Source organism: Sunxiuqinia elliptica (assembly GCF_900113005.1).
Lineage (GTDB): Bacteria > Bacteroidota > Bacteroidia > Bacteroidales > Prolixibacteraceae > Sunxiuqinia > Sunxiuqinia elliptica.
The window spans coordinates 577,911-593,083 of record NZ_FONW01000001.1 but is presented as its reverse complement, the minus strand read 5'-3'; the positions used below and the strand labels follow the sequence as shown (position 1 = coordinate 593,083).

General features: G+C 43.1%; 15 protein-coding genes. 9 read left to right on the top strand and 6 right to left on the bottom strand.

Going from position 1 to position 15,173, the window contains the following annotated elements:
• The first annotated feature begins 108 nt into the window (after positions 1-108).
• The 5 genes from BM156_RS02385 (at position 109) to BM156_RS02365 (ending at position 4,410) form a co-directional block, all read left to right on the top strand.
• Entirely contained in the window at positions 109-834 is a 726-nt protein-coding gene (locus BM156_RS02385; RefSeq protein WP_093918217.1) for an SDR family NAD(P)-dependent oxidoreductase, read from the top strand.
• Between the two features lie 11 nt (positions 835-845).
• A complete protein-coding gene (locus tag BM156_RS02380; protein WP_093918216.1) occupies positions 846-1,199 on the top strand; it encodes a dihydroneopterin aldolase in 354 nt (117 codons plus the stop codon).
• A complete protein-coding gene (gene folK, locus BM156_RS02375; protein ID WP_093918215.1) occupies positions 1,196-1,588 on the top strand; it encodes a 2-amino-4-hydroxy-6-hydroxymethyldihydropteridine diphosphokinase in 393 nt (130 codons plus the stop codon). Before BM156_RS02380 ends, folK begins: the two co-directional genes overlap by 4 nt.
• Before the next feature lie 17 nt (positions 1,589-1,605).
• Positions 1,606-2,853 (top strand): alpha/beta hydrolase family protein, encoded by a 1,248-nt coding sequence (locus BM156_RS02370; RefSeq protein ID WP_093918214.1) that lies wholly within the window; start codon positions 1,606-1,608, stop codon positions 2,851-2,853.
• A 180-nt stretch (positions 2,854-3,033) separates the two neighbouring features.
• The gene (locus tag BM156_RS02365) at positions 3,034-4,410 is read left to right on the top strand and encodes a tryptophanase TnaA (protein WP_093918213.1); all 1,377 of its coding nucleotides are present in this window, start codon (positions 3,034-3,036) and stop codon (positions 4,408-4,410) included.
• Between the two features lie 186 nt (positions 4,411-4,596).
• On the opposite strand, the gene BM156_RS02360 is transcribed toward BM156_RS02365, so the two are convergent.
• A complete protein-coding gene (locus BM156_RS02360; protein ID WP_093918212.1) occupies positions 4,597-5,253 on the bottom strand; it encodes an NADPH-dependent F420 reductase in 657 nt (218 codons plus the stop codon).
• Positions 5,254-5,369: 116 nt separating this feature from the next.
• Between BM156_RS02360 and BM156_RS02355 the strand changes: the two genes are divergently transcribed.
• Entirely contained in the window at positions 5,370-6,269 is a 900-nt protein-coding gene (locus BM156_RS02355) for a S66 peptidase family protein (protein WP_093918211.1), read from the top strand.
• Between the two features lie 54 nt (positions 6,270-6,323).
• On the opposite strand, the gene BM156_RS02350 is transcribed toward BM156_RS02355, so the two are convergent.
• Genes BM156_RS02350 through BM156_RS02340 form a run of 3 tightly spaced genes read right to left on the bottom strand, consistent with a single transcriptional unit; the run spans position 6,324 to position 11,885 of the window.
• Positions 6,324-9,416 (bottom strand): efflux RND transporter permease subunit, encoded by a 3,093-nt coding sequence (locus BM156_RS02350; protein ID WP_093918210.1) that lies wholly within the window; start codon positions 9,414-9,416, stop codon positions 6,324-6,326.
• 18 nt (positions 9,417-9,434) lie between these two features.
• Entirely contained in the window at positions 9,435-10,637 is a 1,203-nt protein-coding gene (locus BM156_RS02345; RefSeq protein WP_093918209.1) for an efflux RND transporter periplasmic adaptor subunit, read from the bottom strand.
• A 12-nt stretch (positions 10,638-10,649) separates the two neighbouring features.
• The gene (locus BM156_RS02340) at positions 10,650-11,885 is read right to left on the bottom strand and encodes a TolC family protein (RefSeq protein ID WP_093918208.1); all 1,236 of its coding nucleotides are present in this window, start codon (positions 11,883-11,885) and stop codon (positions 10,650-10,652) included.
• Positions 11,886-12,017: 132 nt separating this feature from the next.
• Between BM156_RS02340 and BM156_RS02335 the strand changes: the two genes are divergently transcribed.
• From BM156_RS02335 to BM156_RS02325, 3 genes are read left to right on the top strand one after another with little or no spacing between them, the layout of a single operon-like run.
• A complete protein-coding gene (locus BM156_RS02335; protein WP_093918207.1) occupies positions 12,018-12,380 on the top strand; it encodes a YraN family protein in 363 nt (120 codons plus the stop codon).
• A 45-nt stretch (positions 12,381-12,425) separates the two neighbouring features.
• Entirely contained in the window at positions 12,426-12,779 is a 354-nt protein-coding gene (locus BM156_RS02330; RefSeq protein WP_093918206.1) for an MmcQ/YjbR family DNA-binding protein, read from the top strand.
• A gap of 3 nt (positions 12,780-12,782) precedes the next feature.
• On the top strand, positions 12,783-12,995 hold the full coding sequence (locus BM156_RS02325; RefSeq protein ID WP_212733388.1) for an RNA-binding S4 domain-containing protein: 213 nt from the start codon (positions 12,783-12,785) through the stop codon (positions 12,993-12,995).
• Between the two features lie 268 nt (positions 12,996-13,263).
• On the opposite strand, the gene BM156_RS02320 is transcribed toward BM156_RS02325, so the two are convergent.
• Both BM156_RS02320 and BM156_RS02315 read right to left on the bottom strand, forming a co-directional pair.
• Entirely contained in the window at positions 13,264-14,148 is an 885-nt protein-coding gene (locus BM156_RS02320) for a DUF3078 domain-containing protein (protein WP_093918205.1), read from the bottom strand.
• Positions 14,149-14,307: 159 nt separating this feature from the next.
• Positions 14,308-15,120 carry a mechanosensitive ion channel family protein gene (locus tag BM156_RS02315; protein ID WP_093918204.1) on the bottom strand — a complete coding sequence of 271 codons (813 nt, stop codon included), beginning with the start codon at positions 15,118-15,120 and terminating at the stop codon, positions 14,308-14,310.
• Positions 15,121-15,173: the final 53 nt, after the last annotated feature.

Sequence of the window (15,173 nt, the reverse complement as noted above, 5' to 3'; positions counted from 1 at the left end):
TATTTTTTAACATATTATCCAATTCTATTCAAAAACGACACAACCCCGCTCAAAACAAATTCAGTTATTTGCTGTTGACTCTATTGACATAAAACAGTAAATTACAGGATGAACAAAACGGCACTAATCACTGGCGCATCAAAACGTATCGGGAAAGCACTTGCTATGCATCTGGCCAACAAGGGATGGAACCTTGCCTTGCATTACAACAGCTCTGCAACCCAGGCCAAGGCCTTGCAGCAAGAGTTAAGCCAACGACATCCTGAAAGTCAGTTTGAGATTTTTAAAGCCAATTTAATGCAAGCTGAGGAGGTTGAGCAACTGATTCCGGAAGTTAGCAAGCAATTTTCAAGCATCGGTTTGCTGCTCAACAATGCTTCAGTTTTTGAGCCCGGATATTTGAAAGACAGCTCATTCGACTTACTTCGCCAACAGTTAGCGGTGAATTTTGAAGCCCCCTTTTTACTGAGCAAAGCCATGGCGAACCAAACAGCAAATGGGATCATCATCAACTTTGTTGATACTCGCATAACCAACAATCAATCAAACTATGCAGCCTACTCGATTTCCAAAAAAGCACTTTGGGAGCTCACGAAGATGGCAGCTCTGGAGCTGGCTCCGGGAATTCGGGTCAATGCCATTGCCCCCGGCGTAACGCTACCTCCTGAGGACAAAGATGATAGCTATCTTTGGAACTTGGCGGCAAACATACCAATGAAAAAACCAGGAGGGTTGGAACCAATTCTCCAAAGCCTTGATTATATTTTAGCAAACTCCCATTTAACCGGCCAACTGCTTTTTGCTGATGGCGGTGAAAGTTTGGGAAAAAACTAAGCACCCAACCTATGGCACGAATACGCGTAAAAAACTTATTATTACGAACGTTTATCGGGTTCAATCCCGAAGAACTTGTCAATAAGCAAGACGTTATTATCAACCTTGAAATTGAAGTTAGTGTTCCGAACGAAGCCATTGAGGCTGATGAACCGGATGGCATTTACGACTATAAGGTAATTACCAAGCAAGTTATTGCTTACGTTCAGGAAGGACGCTTTAAGCTCCTCGAAGTATTGACCAAAAACTTACTCGAAATGATCATGAAAGACGACCGGGTACGCTGGGCCAAAGTGGAGGTGGACAAACCCCATGCCCTACGCTTTGCCGAGTCAGTCTCATTTGAAATGGAAGCCCAACGATGAACACCTGTATTATTGGCATCGGATCGAATATTGACGCTGAGAAAAATATCCCGCAAGCCATTCGCATATTAACCCACGATGTGCACGTTTTACAGACCTCCTCCATGCTAAGTACAAAGCCCATTGGCTTTACCGACCAGCATGACTTTACCAACGGAGCTGTAAAAATTGAAACAAAGTGGAGCTTGAAGGAGTTAAACAAGTACCTGAAAAAGGTAGAAGACCAACTTGGGAGAGATCGCTCACAAATTAAATTTGGCCCCCGGACAATCGATCTGGATATTATGGTTTGGAACGATGAAATTGTTGACCAGGACTATTACACGCGTGATTTCCTGCGCCAGTCGGCAGCCGAATTGGGCTTTCATGCCAAAAATCAGGAGCATTAACCACTAAAACAAAAACGATGAAGCTTCAAAATACCTTTCTCATACTCAGCTTATTGCTCAGCCTTTTTATTGTTTCCTGTTCAAACAACGATGATCCAATTACCGATGAACCTCAACAGTTTAACTACTTGGAATCGGAGAAGTTTGTCAGTACCATTTCTCAGGGAATGGCCCAAGTCAGCTTTACTGTTCTGGCATCACAATTTGATGAGGCTGCCGGGCTCGCCAACGAGGTTTCAAATGATGCTTCCGTTTTTAAACTTGTCTACACAAGTACCTTCCAAGGAGAAGAAATTGGTGTTTCTGGGTTAGTGGCCCTTCCCGATCAATCGGGTAACTTCCCTGTGATCAGTTTCCAAAATGGCACCAATGTAGAACACAGCCGGGCGCCATCGGCCGATCCCAATAGCAACCTTTTTCGCATTCTGGAAAGCGTGGCCACCATGGGCTTTATCGTTGTTATCCCGGATTATCCAGGCTTTGGCGAATCTGAACAGGTTCTTCACCCTTATCTGGAGCGAGGTAACACGCTGCCTTCCTTACTCGATATGCTAAAGGCAACCCGGGAGTTTGTTGGCCAAAGCCATATTAAAGCTTCGTTGAATGACGAACTTTTCCTCATGGGCTACTCTCAAGGAGGCTGGTCCACACTTCAACTTCAAAAAGCCATTGAAGAAGACGGTCTGGAATCCTACCAACTGAAAGCTTCCTCGAGTGGAGCGGGCCCTTATAACTTAAGCCTTATCAACTCAAATATAGTTGCGTTGGACACCTACCCCATGCCCTACTTTTTGGCTTACCTGATGCATGCCTACCAGCAGCACGAGCAATTTTCCAATGCTTTAAATGAAATTTTTGCTGATGAGTATGCCGCAAAAATTCCTGATTTATTTGATGGAGTAACCAGTGGAGCATCTATTAATGACGAGCTAACAACAACGGTTGCCGACTTACTCCAACCCACTTATCGATCAGGTTACGAGAGTAATGATGATTTTGCGTCCATCCGACAGGCTTTTAGTCGCAATAGTATCACTGCCTGGGAAACGTCTATCCCCACCCGACTATACCACGGAACAAGCGACTTATTTGTTCCACCTGTAGCCTCAGAAAAGCTAAAGACTGATTTTGAAGAACTTGGTTTAACCGATGACGACGTTCGGCTAATTCTCATGCCGGATGCTGATCATCAATCTGGTATTTTACCCTTTGGATTTGCCTCTTTAAATTGGTTTCTAAGTATACGGGAAAGCTCTCAAAACTGACATTTTTTATCCTTTTTTCCTTTTAATCTGCTTATTTTTGCTTGAGAGAGTGAAGAACTAATGTCAGCTTATCAGGCAAAATATCGATTTAAAAACATTAAAAACCGCGATGCATTCCATTTCCGGTCAGTTAACGACGTTTAGAAGAATTATTTTTTGAACCTTTAAATTGATTGTGAAATGGATTTACCTTTTGCAGAAAATTACAGAATAAAAATGGTAGAGCCAATCTACCGTAGTACCCGTAAAGAGCGGGAAGAATGGATTAAACAAGCTGATTACAACCTATTCAACTTACCGAGTGAACATGTTTTTATTGATTTGCTAACCGACAGTGGGACCGGAGCAATGAGCGATCGTCAGTGGGGAGCTCTAATGACCGGAGACGAAAGCTATGCGGGATCATCGTCCTATTTCAACCTAAAAAAACAGGTCAAGGAAATTTTTGGTTTCGATCATTTTCTTCCAGTCCACCAAGGAAGAGCGGCTGAAAATGTGCTATTCTCCGTTTTGGTAAAAAAAGGTGATGTAGTACCGGGAAACTCCCATTTTGACACCACCAAAGGACATATTGAGTTTCGTAAAGCAAAGGCCATCGACTGTTCTGTTGATGAAGCTTTTGACACCAACGGTAATCATCCCTTCAAAGGAAATATTGACCTGGAAAAGCTAAGCCAAGTGCTGGAAAGCTATCCTCACGAGCAGGTTCCAATGATTATTGTTACCTTAACCTGTAACAGTTCCGGAGGCCAACCTGTTTCGCTGGCTAACCTTCGGGAAGTGCGCCAGTTGGCCGATCGCTATGAAATCCCGGTTATTTTTGACTCAGCCCGCTTTGCTGAAAATGCTTGGTTTATCCAAAACCGGGAGCCCGGCTATCAAAACAAAACTATCCGTGAAATTGTACGCGAAATGTATGAACTGGCTGATGGAATGACCATGAGCAGTAAAAAGGATGGCATTGTCAATATCGGTGGTATTTTAGCCATGCGCCACGAAGATTGGTTCCAGCAAGCTTCGGTCTACAACATCATGTACGAAGGCTTTAATACCTACGGAGGAATGGCCGGACGCGACATGAATGCCCTTGCCGTTGGCTTGGATGAAGTTACCAGTGCCGACTATCTCGAAAACAGGATTCGTCAGGTTCACTACCTGGGCAACCAGCTCATCAACATGGGAATTCCGGTTCAGAATCCTTTAGGTGGTCATGCTGTGTTTGTTGATGCCAAGCGTTTTTTAACCCACGTTCCCAAAGAGCAATTTATTGCACAAACACTAGCTATTGAGCTTTACCTGGAAGCTGGTGTACGTGGGGTTGAAGTGGGAACCCTACTTGCTGACCGTGATCCGGTAACCAAAGAAAATCGGTATCCAAAACTGGAATTTTTAAGGCTTGCTATTCCACGACGCACTTACACCAACAACCATATGGATGTTGTGGCTGCTGGCTTAAAAAATATTTTTGACCGACGTGAAAGCATCACTTCCGGCTTCCAAATTACACAAGAGGCACCCATTATGCGGCATTTTACCGTTAAGCTAAAACCACAATAAAATCGAAGTGGCAACAACAAAAGGATAAATTATAGCTGATGGTTAAAAAATGCAAAATGGCACCTATTTTTTGAAAATAGGACTGCAAAAAAAGTTGAATATTCTTTACATTTGCTACCATCAATCAATTCGATAAGAATACTTATCCCTTTAATGCGAAAAGCCTGATTTTCTGATCATTGAAAATCAGGCTTCGCTTTTTAACATTTTAAAAGCATGATTCCATTCATTTTTCAGGAAGCCTGGAATACACCATAACATGCACAAAGGTTCAATAGCCCGAGCGGCTTCAACTTTTCCCATGTCTTCCACATCCCAACCAAATAAATGAAGGACTTCTGTCACCTGCTGCTTCGCTTGCTCATTGTTCCCGCAAATAAACATGGTTGGTTTCCCTTCCTCAAAATAAGGATTAACCATCAGTGCATTGCCAATGCTACTAAATGCTTTTACAAAATGAATGCGGGAATACTTCTCCTGCAAGTGCTCCATCAACGAGTAATTTGGTTTGGTGAAAAAGCGTAAAACCCCATTTTCCGGATCTTCATCACTAATCGGGTTACAAGTGTCAATCACTGTTTTTTCATGCAAATTAGCACCTCCTGCCAAGTCTAACACAAATTCCACAGCGCTGCCTTTCACCGCTAACACAACCAAGTCGCCGAAGTGCGCAGCCTCCTCAAAGCTACAGACCGCAACTCCATCCCCAGCTTTTTCAAGCCAGTCATCTAGTCGATGCCGGTCGCGAGTTCCAATTCTGACCTCGTAACCATATTTTAGAAAGCCGCTGGCCAGAACACGGCCAACACTTCCTGTTCCTAAAATCCCAACACGTTTTCTCATCGCAATTTGTCTAAAAGTGAATATTACAAAACTCACTTTTAAGTACGATTTTCTTCAACCTTTGGTTTTTGAGGGCAAAAGAAGATTTGTACCTTCATCACGAAAAATAATAAGCTATGCAGCAAGCAAATTTTTTAAAAACTGGCGACCGAATTCGAATTGTGTCTCCAGCAGGAAAAGTTCCTCGTCAGAAGATTGAAGCTGGCGTTGAACTTCTGCAAAAAGAAGGCTTCGACATTCGTTGGGGAGAGCATGTCTTCGATAGTCATTTTCAGTTTGCCTCGACCGATGAGCAACGCTTAAAAGACCTGCAGGAAGCATTGGACGATCCTGACTGCAAGGCAATTATTTGCTCCAGAGGAGGCTACGGAGCCATCCGGCTTGTTGATCAGCTTGACTTTTCAAACTTCAGAAAGCACCCCAAATGGTTGGTCGGTTTTAGCGACATTACCATTTTGCACGCCAAGATTCAGCAAGAAGGATTTTGTAGTATTCATGGGGCAATGCCCGGCTTTTATCTTCGGGAAGAACAGCCTACAGAAAGCTTTGCCGAGTTGGTAAAAGTTCTGCGAGGACAAGCCGAAGCGATTTCTGTTCCTGCCCACAATTTCAATCGCGAAGGCAAAGGGCAAGGCTTATTGGTTGGTGGCAACCTATCTATTCTTTACAGTTTATTAGGCACCCCTTTACAAGCCAATACCAAAGGAGATATCTTATTCATTGAGGATCTTTCGGAATACCTCTATCACCTCGACCGGATTATGCACAGCCTAAAATTGGCCGGCAAACTGGAATACCTCCATGGTTTAGTTGTCGGAGGGTTTACAGAAATGAAGGACAACGACTCTCCATTTGGACAAACGGCTTATGAAATCATTCAAGCTTCGGTTCAAGACTACGACTATCCTGTTTGTTTTGATTTTCCGGCCGGACATATTGAACGCAACTTACCCTTGATACTTGGAGCCAACTATACTTTAGCCGTTGGCGAAAATGAAGCAAAGCTTTATCGTTAAAGCAAGTGAACTCTGAAAAACTCACTTGCTTTAAGTTGAAAATCAATTCTTTCTTTAGTCCTCAAGAACGGGCTTTTCTTTTTTGCGCCGTTTTTCGACCCACAAATAAATGGTTGGCAACACCATCAAGGTTAGTAAAGTGGACGTAATCAGACCACCAATAACCACTGTGGCTAATGGCCGTTGCACTTCGGATCCTGGCCCTGAGTTAAAAGCCATCGGAATAAAGCCTAAACTCGCGACCAAAGCCGTCATTAAAACCGGTCGCAAGCGATCTGCAGCGCCGTGAATAACCAAATCTTTCAGTGGGCCTTTTTGTGTTTTGCGCAATTCATTGACATGGTCGATCAACACAATACCGTTCAGCACAGCAACTCCAAACAAAGCCACAAAACCGATACTTGCAGAAACAGATAGGTACATTCCTCGAATCCACAACAAAAAGACACCTCCTGATAAAGCAAATGGCAGGTTCATCAAAATAATCATGGCATAACGCATGTGTCCAAAACTCAGGTAAAGCAATCCAATGATGATAAATAATGAAAGAGGAACAACCAATAGTAAATGGTTCATTGCCCGTCGCTGATTCTCAAAGGTTCCGCCATACTCCAAGAAATAACCTGCCGGCACATTGGCCCGCTCATCAATCGCTTGCTGCAATTGGGCCACATACGTTCCAATATCCATGTTTTTAATGTTGACGCCAACAATCAGGCGACGCCAGCCATTTTCCCGCTGAATTTCTCGTGGCCCCTCCTGAGCCATAATCCGGCTGACCCGCTTCAGCGGAATAAACTGTCCATTTCCAAGCTGTACCGGAACTTGCTGAATTTGCTGCAGCTGCTCCCGAATGCCCTCAGGATAACGCACCTGAATATCGAATCGCCGCTGACCTTCATACACCTGTCCTGCGATCTGACCTCCAATTCCAGCTTCAATAACTTGCTGTACTTCATCCACATTCAATCCAAATGAAGCAACAGCCTCCCGGTCAATTTCAATGGTCAGATAGGGCTGTCCAATCGGCTGCTCCACAAAGAAGTTATCGGTACCGTCGAGTCCGGCAACCACTTGGGAAATAGATTCTCCAATTCGGTTGAGTTCTTCCAGGTCTTCGCCATAGATTTTCACCGCCAAGTCTGATTTTACACCGCTTGTAAGCTCGTCTACCCGCATCGCAATTGGCTGCGTAAAGTTGTAAGCCAAGCCCGGTTCGGTTTTCAGGTAAGGCTCAATTTCGGCAATAATATCTGGTTTGCTAATTCCGTCACGCCATTCATCCGGATTTTTGAGCACAACCCACACGTCCGTTTGATGCACCCCCATCCAGTCGTTAGCCAAATCGGAACGCCCGGTTTTTGGTACCACCGTTTTAATTTCCGGAATATTTTTCATCAGCTGACCGGCCAGCCAATTCGCATTTTCAATCGATTCCTCGAGGGTTACCGAAGGCATCCGTACCTGTTCAACCAGGATCGATCCTTCCTCCAGTTCAGGCAAGAATTCACTTCCCAAACGAAACATGACCACTAAAGAAAAGGCAAAGACAACCAAAGCGACGCTGAGCACTACCACCCGACGTTGAATATTTCGTTCCAGAAAACGCTGATAAATAGGCTGCAGCCAGCTAATCAACCAATTCTTCCGGGGCTTTATTCCTCGTTTAAACACCAAGGCTGATATGGAAGGAATAAACACCAAAGCCAACAGCAAAGAGCCTAAAACAGCTGCTGCCACCGTAATGGCCATCGGTCGATACAGGATCCCTTCCATGCCGCTAAAAGTCATAATTGGGACATAAACCATTAGAATAATCAGCACCCCAAAAAAGATGGGACGCGCTACCTGTTTGGCTGCCTGAATAATCGTTTCATCAGAAGTTTTCCCTTTTTCCTTATCGCGTAAACGATGAATAATATTTTCAACCATCACCACAGAACCGTCCACGACCATACCAAAGTCAATTGCTCCAAGACTCATCAGGTTTGCTGCCAAACCAAACTCTCGCATCCCAATAAAGGCAAACAGCATCGACAGCGGAATAACCATGGCAACAATAATTGCCCCCGAAAATTCACCCAGCAGAAGCAATAACACAACAATGACCAGAAAACCACCTTCAACTAAGTTGGTCGTAATGGTTCCTGTAGTACGTTCAATCAAGTCCGACTGGTCGTAAAACTTTTCAATCTCCACGCCCTCTGGCAGGTTTTGATTAATGGATTCAATCTTCGCTTCAATGTCGCCAATGACTTCACGTCCATTGCCTCCACGAAGCATCATCACAATGCCAGTGACCACTTCTCCTCGTCCATCGCGGGTGACCCCACCCTGACGAATTTGAGTTCCCAGTTCCACCTCGGCCAGGTCTTTGATAAAAACAGGTTTATTATCGAGCTTGGTTACAACAATATTCAGAATATCCTCTTTACTATTTATTTGCCCAAAACCGCGCACAATATATTGCTCCCGATTGTGTTCAAGGTAGTTTCCGCCACTCACACTGTTGTTCTGCTCAATGGCCTGGATGATATCCTGGATACCGATTCCATAGTTGCGCATTTTTCCGGGTTGAATGATCACATCATACTGCTTGACAAAACCTCCAAAAGAGTTGATTTCAGTCACCCCTTTTACGATTTTCAGCTGCGGAGCAATTAGCCAGTCCTGTATTTCGCGCAACTCAGTTAAAGAATAGTTTTCTCCTTTGACCTCGTACTGGTAAATTTCACCAAGAGCCGTTGAAATAGGCCCCAACTGCGGAGCCGACACATCTGGCGGTAACTCATCCGTGATGGATTGCAAACGTTGACTCACCATTTGACGAGCAAAATAAATATCGGTATTCTCTTCAAATTCCACTGTAACAGCCGACAATCCAAACTGAGAAATGGAACGTACTTCTTTTACATCAGGCAAACCGTTCATGGCTGTTTCAATGGGATAGCTCACCAGCTTTTCGACATCGTAAGGCGAATAGCGGCCAGCCTTTGTAATGACCAGCACCTGCACGGGGGTAACATCCGGCAAGGAGTTAATCGGAATGCGAAGCAAAGAATACACCCCGGCAACAGCCATCAAAACAACCAAGGAAAGTGCCACAAACTTTTGTCGCACAGAAAATTCAATAATTCGATTGAGCATGATAGTTGATCTTTGGGATTATTCTTCAGAAATTAATTCGTAACGCGATAGGGCTTTCAAACTAAAAACCTGCGAAACGGCCAAGGCTTCGCCCGGTTGCATGCCTCCTTTTACAATAGCAAACTGATCCCGCACCTCTGCAATCGTGATAAATCGTTTTTCGTAGGTCAACGCATCCTTTTTCACAAAAACAACGGCTTGATTTCCATCGTATGTGACTGCTTTCAGCGGAACAGCAAACACCTCGCCCAACGAGCTGGTAGCAATCTCCAACCGGACATTTTCTCCAGGTCGGGGCCATCCGTTTTCCGGTTTCACCTCAACATTGACCACCACCGAGCGATTCTCTTCATCCAAACCTGGATTTACCGAGCTCACAACCGATTGAAGTCCTCTGCCACCATTTTCACGCCGCGCAACAGTCACCGTATCTCCCACCTGCACAAAGCGAACGTCTTCCGGGCTTAAGTAACCACGAACCAAGACTTGTCGCTGGTCGATAATGCGTCCTACTTGTTCCAAAGCATTAACCGCCTGCCCCAACTCAACCATTCGTTGATCAAAACTTCCGGAAATGGGCGCATGAATTTTCAAACTTGGATCAATTTTATCAGCATTCTTAAAGGTTTCAATTTCATGATCCGGAACGCCAATTGCTTTTAGCTTGGCAAAAGAAGCAATCGAAGCTGCCGTAGCTCGCTGATAATCCGACATCGCCCGATCTAACTCTGACTTTGAGCTGATGGTCTGTTCCACCAGTTGTTTCAAGCGCTCCAAACGCGTGGTCTGAAACTTTTCCTCAGCAATAGCTTGCAGATATTCAGCCACCAAGTTGCCAAATACCAAACTTTCAATTTTGAACAGCTCCTGCCCTTTCCTCACCATCTCTCCTTCACGAACCATGATGGCACTAATACGACCATCAATGGGTGTACTGATCAGGCTCACGTGGCCAGGAGCCGGAAACACAACCCCCGGTGCCAACAAACTGTAGTTTTGGATATTACTCGTAACTTCAGCCGTTTGAATCTTCAATTCATTCTTTTCTTTTTCAGACAAGCTAATCAACAGTTTCCCACCGCCTTCGCCAGAAACAGAAGGAGGAGTTTCCTGTATTTCGACCTTTGCTTTTTCATCAGACTGATCGCCTGAACAGGAACCGGCCAGCATAGCAATACTTCCCAAAATCAGGCCAATAAATAGGTTTTTAAATCGTATCATGATGTGATTTTTTTAATAGACAAGTTTTAAATTGAGGTATTTTTCGAGCAAAGCCAGCTCCAAATAGTAATCTCGTAGTGCTGTCAAGTACCGTTTTTGGTTGGTTAGGTATGTTTGCTGAGCATTCAACAAGTTCAATAAGTCAATTTCTCCTAGCTGATAAGCCTTTAGGCTCAACGCTTGCAACTTCTCTGACTTCTCACTCATCGTTTCGTTGTAACGATCAATAACTTGCTTACTGCTTTGATAATTATGCCAAGCATGCTCAATTTGCTGTTTCATATCCAGTTCAATCGACTTTTGCTGCCACTCAATTTCTGTTTGCCTGGCTTCGGCCATCTTAATTCTCCCCTTCTGCTCGAATGGCAACCAAATTGGGATACTTAGCCCAACTTCAAACCCATGAAAATTATAGCCATCGCCATAGTTTTGTTGGTACAGGTTAAAGCTAATATCTGGCAGAATATTGCTTTTAGCTTCTTTCAATTTGTTTTCAGCCGCTTGATAATCGTACAAAGCAGCAATATAAGCAGGCTGCTCATGCAGCACTTCCAAAGCTTGAATTTGATTGATCTCCACAGAATTGCTACTCAAAGTATCCGAAAACTGAATGGCATAGCTGATTTCTGAAACTTCAAGCCCCATCAAGTAAAACAAACTATAACGAGCCATATGCAATAAGCGTTCGGCTTCGCTCAGCACGTTTTCCGCTTCAGCCACCTGCAGTTCGGCATTCATCAAGTCCATTCCATTTCCCATTCCGGTTTCGAAACGGGTGTAGGCTGCTTTGTATAAATCATCGGCTAAAGCCTTTTGTTGACGCCCCAACTCCTGAAGATGCAGGGCATACAACACTTCGATATACTTGGACTTTACCCGTGATCGGATTTCATTTTCCATCGCCTGAATCCGATAGCTCAGAGCTTTAGCCTCTTGCCTTACTGCTTTTAAGCGATAGACCGTTGTCAATGGGAAATCAACCTTTTGCGAGACGGTCCACCGCCTTTCCTCAAAAGGCTTGGTCACATCCTTATTGATTCCCTCTTCAAAATAGCTAAACTCGGGAGCCTCAATTCCGGTAAGGGTTCGCCATTCATTTTCCTTTTGGGTTAAAACGGCTCTGGCTTGGTTTAAATCAGGATTATTCAGAAACGCAGAATCGACGGCCTGCTGCAACAACAAAAGCCGGTTCTGCCCAGCAGTCGACATAGTCAACAAAATAAAAAAGAGTGTAAAATATCTGAGCATGGTGTCATGAGTTACTTTTAGGAACAAATGTTTACATCATTACAATTCATCATCAAAAATGTTTACGAACCCTCCTCCAAATTTTGAGCTTAATTATCATTGACTTATCTTGCTTTGGAAAGTAAATTTATTATGAACCAGCAAAAAAAAGTTGGAAATAAAGGCGAAGAGCTTGCTCAAGCACACCTCCGAACGCTTGGTTATCAAATTGTAAAGACCAATTGGCGGTGGAATCATTACGAAATTGACATCATTGCCATTGACCAAGATGAATTGGTTATCGTCGAGGTCAAAGCACGAACAAGCACCAATTATGAACATCCGTCCGAGGCAGTCAGTAATCGGAAAATTCGTTTTTTGATCAATGCTGCCGAAGCCTACATTCAAGAAAGTAACAGCCAGCTTGACACCCGGTTTGATGTCATCTCCATCATCTTTCAAGGCCCTGACTTTGAATTGGAGCATATTAAAGATGCATTTTATCCGACAGCCTGAATCTCCAACAGTTTTTAATTATTTTTGCATCAGACAAGATCCCTTATGAATATTGAAGAACTAAGAGCATATTGCATTGCAAAACCGGGAGTAACTGAAGATTTTCCTTTTGACGAAACCACATTGGTTTTTAAGGTCATGGACAAAATGTTTGCCTTGACAGACCTGGAAGGGCCACTTAGCATGAATTTAAAATGTGACCCAGAATTAGCCCTTGAGCTACGCGAAAAACACGCGTGTGTTTTACCTGGCTATCACATGCATAAAAAACACTGGAACACCATTACCATTGATGGTTCGGTTTCAGATCAACAGTTAAAAGAATGGATTGACCACTCGTACCAACTAGTGGTTAACAAACTACCTAAAAAACAACAAGCACAATTAAACGAATTGTAGACCATGGAGATGAAAGAATTTAATTTAAGTACAGAATACATCGAATTAATCAAGCTGCTCAAACTGCTTCGCCTCGTTGAGTCTGGAGGCATGGCTAAATTGGTGGTTGACGAAGGCTTGGTTTTACTTAATGGTGAAACTGAGTTTCGGAAGCGAGCTAAGGTCAGGAAAGGTGACATCGTTGAGTTTGAAGGACAGCGCATCGCAATCGTTTAAAAAAAGAAAGCCGGCGAAGAACTCGCCGGCCTGGATTGCTTGTGCGCTTAAGAGTGAATGAAAGAGAAAAATTAAACTGGTTTTAATTATGCTTAAACTTCCTTATGAAGTACTTCAAATTTACATCAACCCACACCACATTTTCAAATTTTTAGGCATCAATTGTATGAACTGAACGTTTTTCTAAAGGAACCCCCCACTTTTTACAACGAACGAAAATATATCGTTAAATTAACAATAATATTTTAGCCGTTTTTGAGGTGTTTTTCTAGAATTTGAAGCTTAAACCAACACCAAAAAGCTCTTTAAACTGAACTCTTGGTCCTTTCTCATCAATCACACCATCGCCATCCTTATCGATAGCGATGCTTACATCGTCATCATAAATCAGATTGGTAATCAGATTTGCTGATAGGTAATCATTAATTTTCATGTTCAGCAAAATATCCCAATGGATATCGATATTTTGCGGTGTATCCAAATAATTGGAGAACAAATCTAATTTGGTTTCCAGGCTAACATTCTCAACAACTGTTGTTTTAAACTGCGTCTTCAGGAATGCTCCCATTTCTCCTCGGCTCTTTTTGCCAGGGTCAACCCCAAAAGCCCCTTCATCCGACAATACATCGTCAGTTACAACCGTCATTTTCCCGGTTATTGGAGACACAAACAAGGAGAACTTATCGTTGGGCTTATAATCAGCCCCCAGTGCCAAAGTAAAATATCCTGGAGCCATAAATGTTGAGATCCGATTATCACGATCCGGGTATTTAAATCCGTCAGCCATTTGGGTTCGGAAATTAAACAAGGCAGAGTAAAATATCTTGCCTTTTCCTTTCAAGCCAATTTTTGAGCTAAAGTCAATTTTATCATCGGTTTTTACCGATTGGCTGTCCTCCTCTTTCATCAAGCCATAGCCTAAGTCCAGCGAGTTCTCCCAGCTAATCTTGCCTTTCTGGTAATTGGCAAATGAATTGAAAAGAAACGTTCCTGATGCAGAACTTTTACCCCCGGCAGCCCAATTGGAGAGCGATACCTGAGAGAAATTAATCGATGCGTTTCCACCAAATTTCCAAACTTTAGTCGAATCTGATTCCGCTTGAGAAAATCCCACAAGCGGTAATACCATAAGTAGAATGAGTAATTTTTTCATTCGTCTGTCATTATTTATTTTCTTGCTAACTCATATCTGCCAACAGCAGACAAAAACCAGCTACCTTGTCAAAGGCAGCTATTGTGTTTCTCTCCACCAAAAAGTGGAGAAATAAGATGATCCTGATTACTCAGGACCAAGTTAATTTCATTTTCTGGCTTATTGATGTACATGAACATCCATTTGAGGAAACGGAATATTCAATCCATCTTTTGGGAATTCTTTATAAACACGCTCTGTTAAATCGAATTTTATTGCCCAGTAGTCAGCCGCATTACACCACACCCGTACAGTAATGTTTACCGAGCTATCGGCCAATTCGCTAAGCACAATGAATGGAGCAGGATCTTTCAAAATACGTGAATCTTCATTAGCCAGGCGAACGATTAAGTCTTTGGCCTGATCGTAATTATCTCCATAGGCAATACCAAAAACAAAGTCAACCCGACGACGAGCTTCCGTTGAATAATTTTTGACAGAGCCCGTTGACAAGCCTCCGTTTGGAATTACGATAGTTACATTATCCGGCGTTTTCAATACGGTATTGAAAATCTGAATTTCACTAACAGTTCCGGCATATCCTTGCGCCTCAATGTAATCGCCAACCTTGAAAGGCTTGATGATCAGAATAATAACACCGCCAGCAAAATTTTGCAAGGTGCCTGACAAAGCCATACCAACGGCCAAACCAGCAGCACCAAGAATAGCAATGAACGAAGTCATTTCAATACCCAGCATGCCAATTACCGAAATCACCAGCATCACTTTCAGCAGAATGTTAAACATTCCTTTCAAGAAACCACGAAGTGAAACATCAATATTTCTGCGGTCCATGAATTTATTAATGGCATTGGTCAGCATGTTAATCACCCAAAGACCAATAACCAACGTAATAATAGCTGCAACCAGCTTCATCCCGTACTGGATTGCCATTTGGGAAATCCAATCCGATCCTTTTTCTAAATATTCCATAGGTCGTAAAAATTTAAGATTTGTTCTAATCAACATCAATTTACAAATCTTGT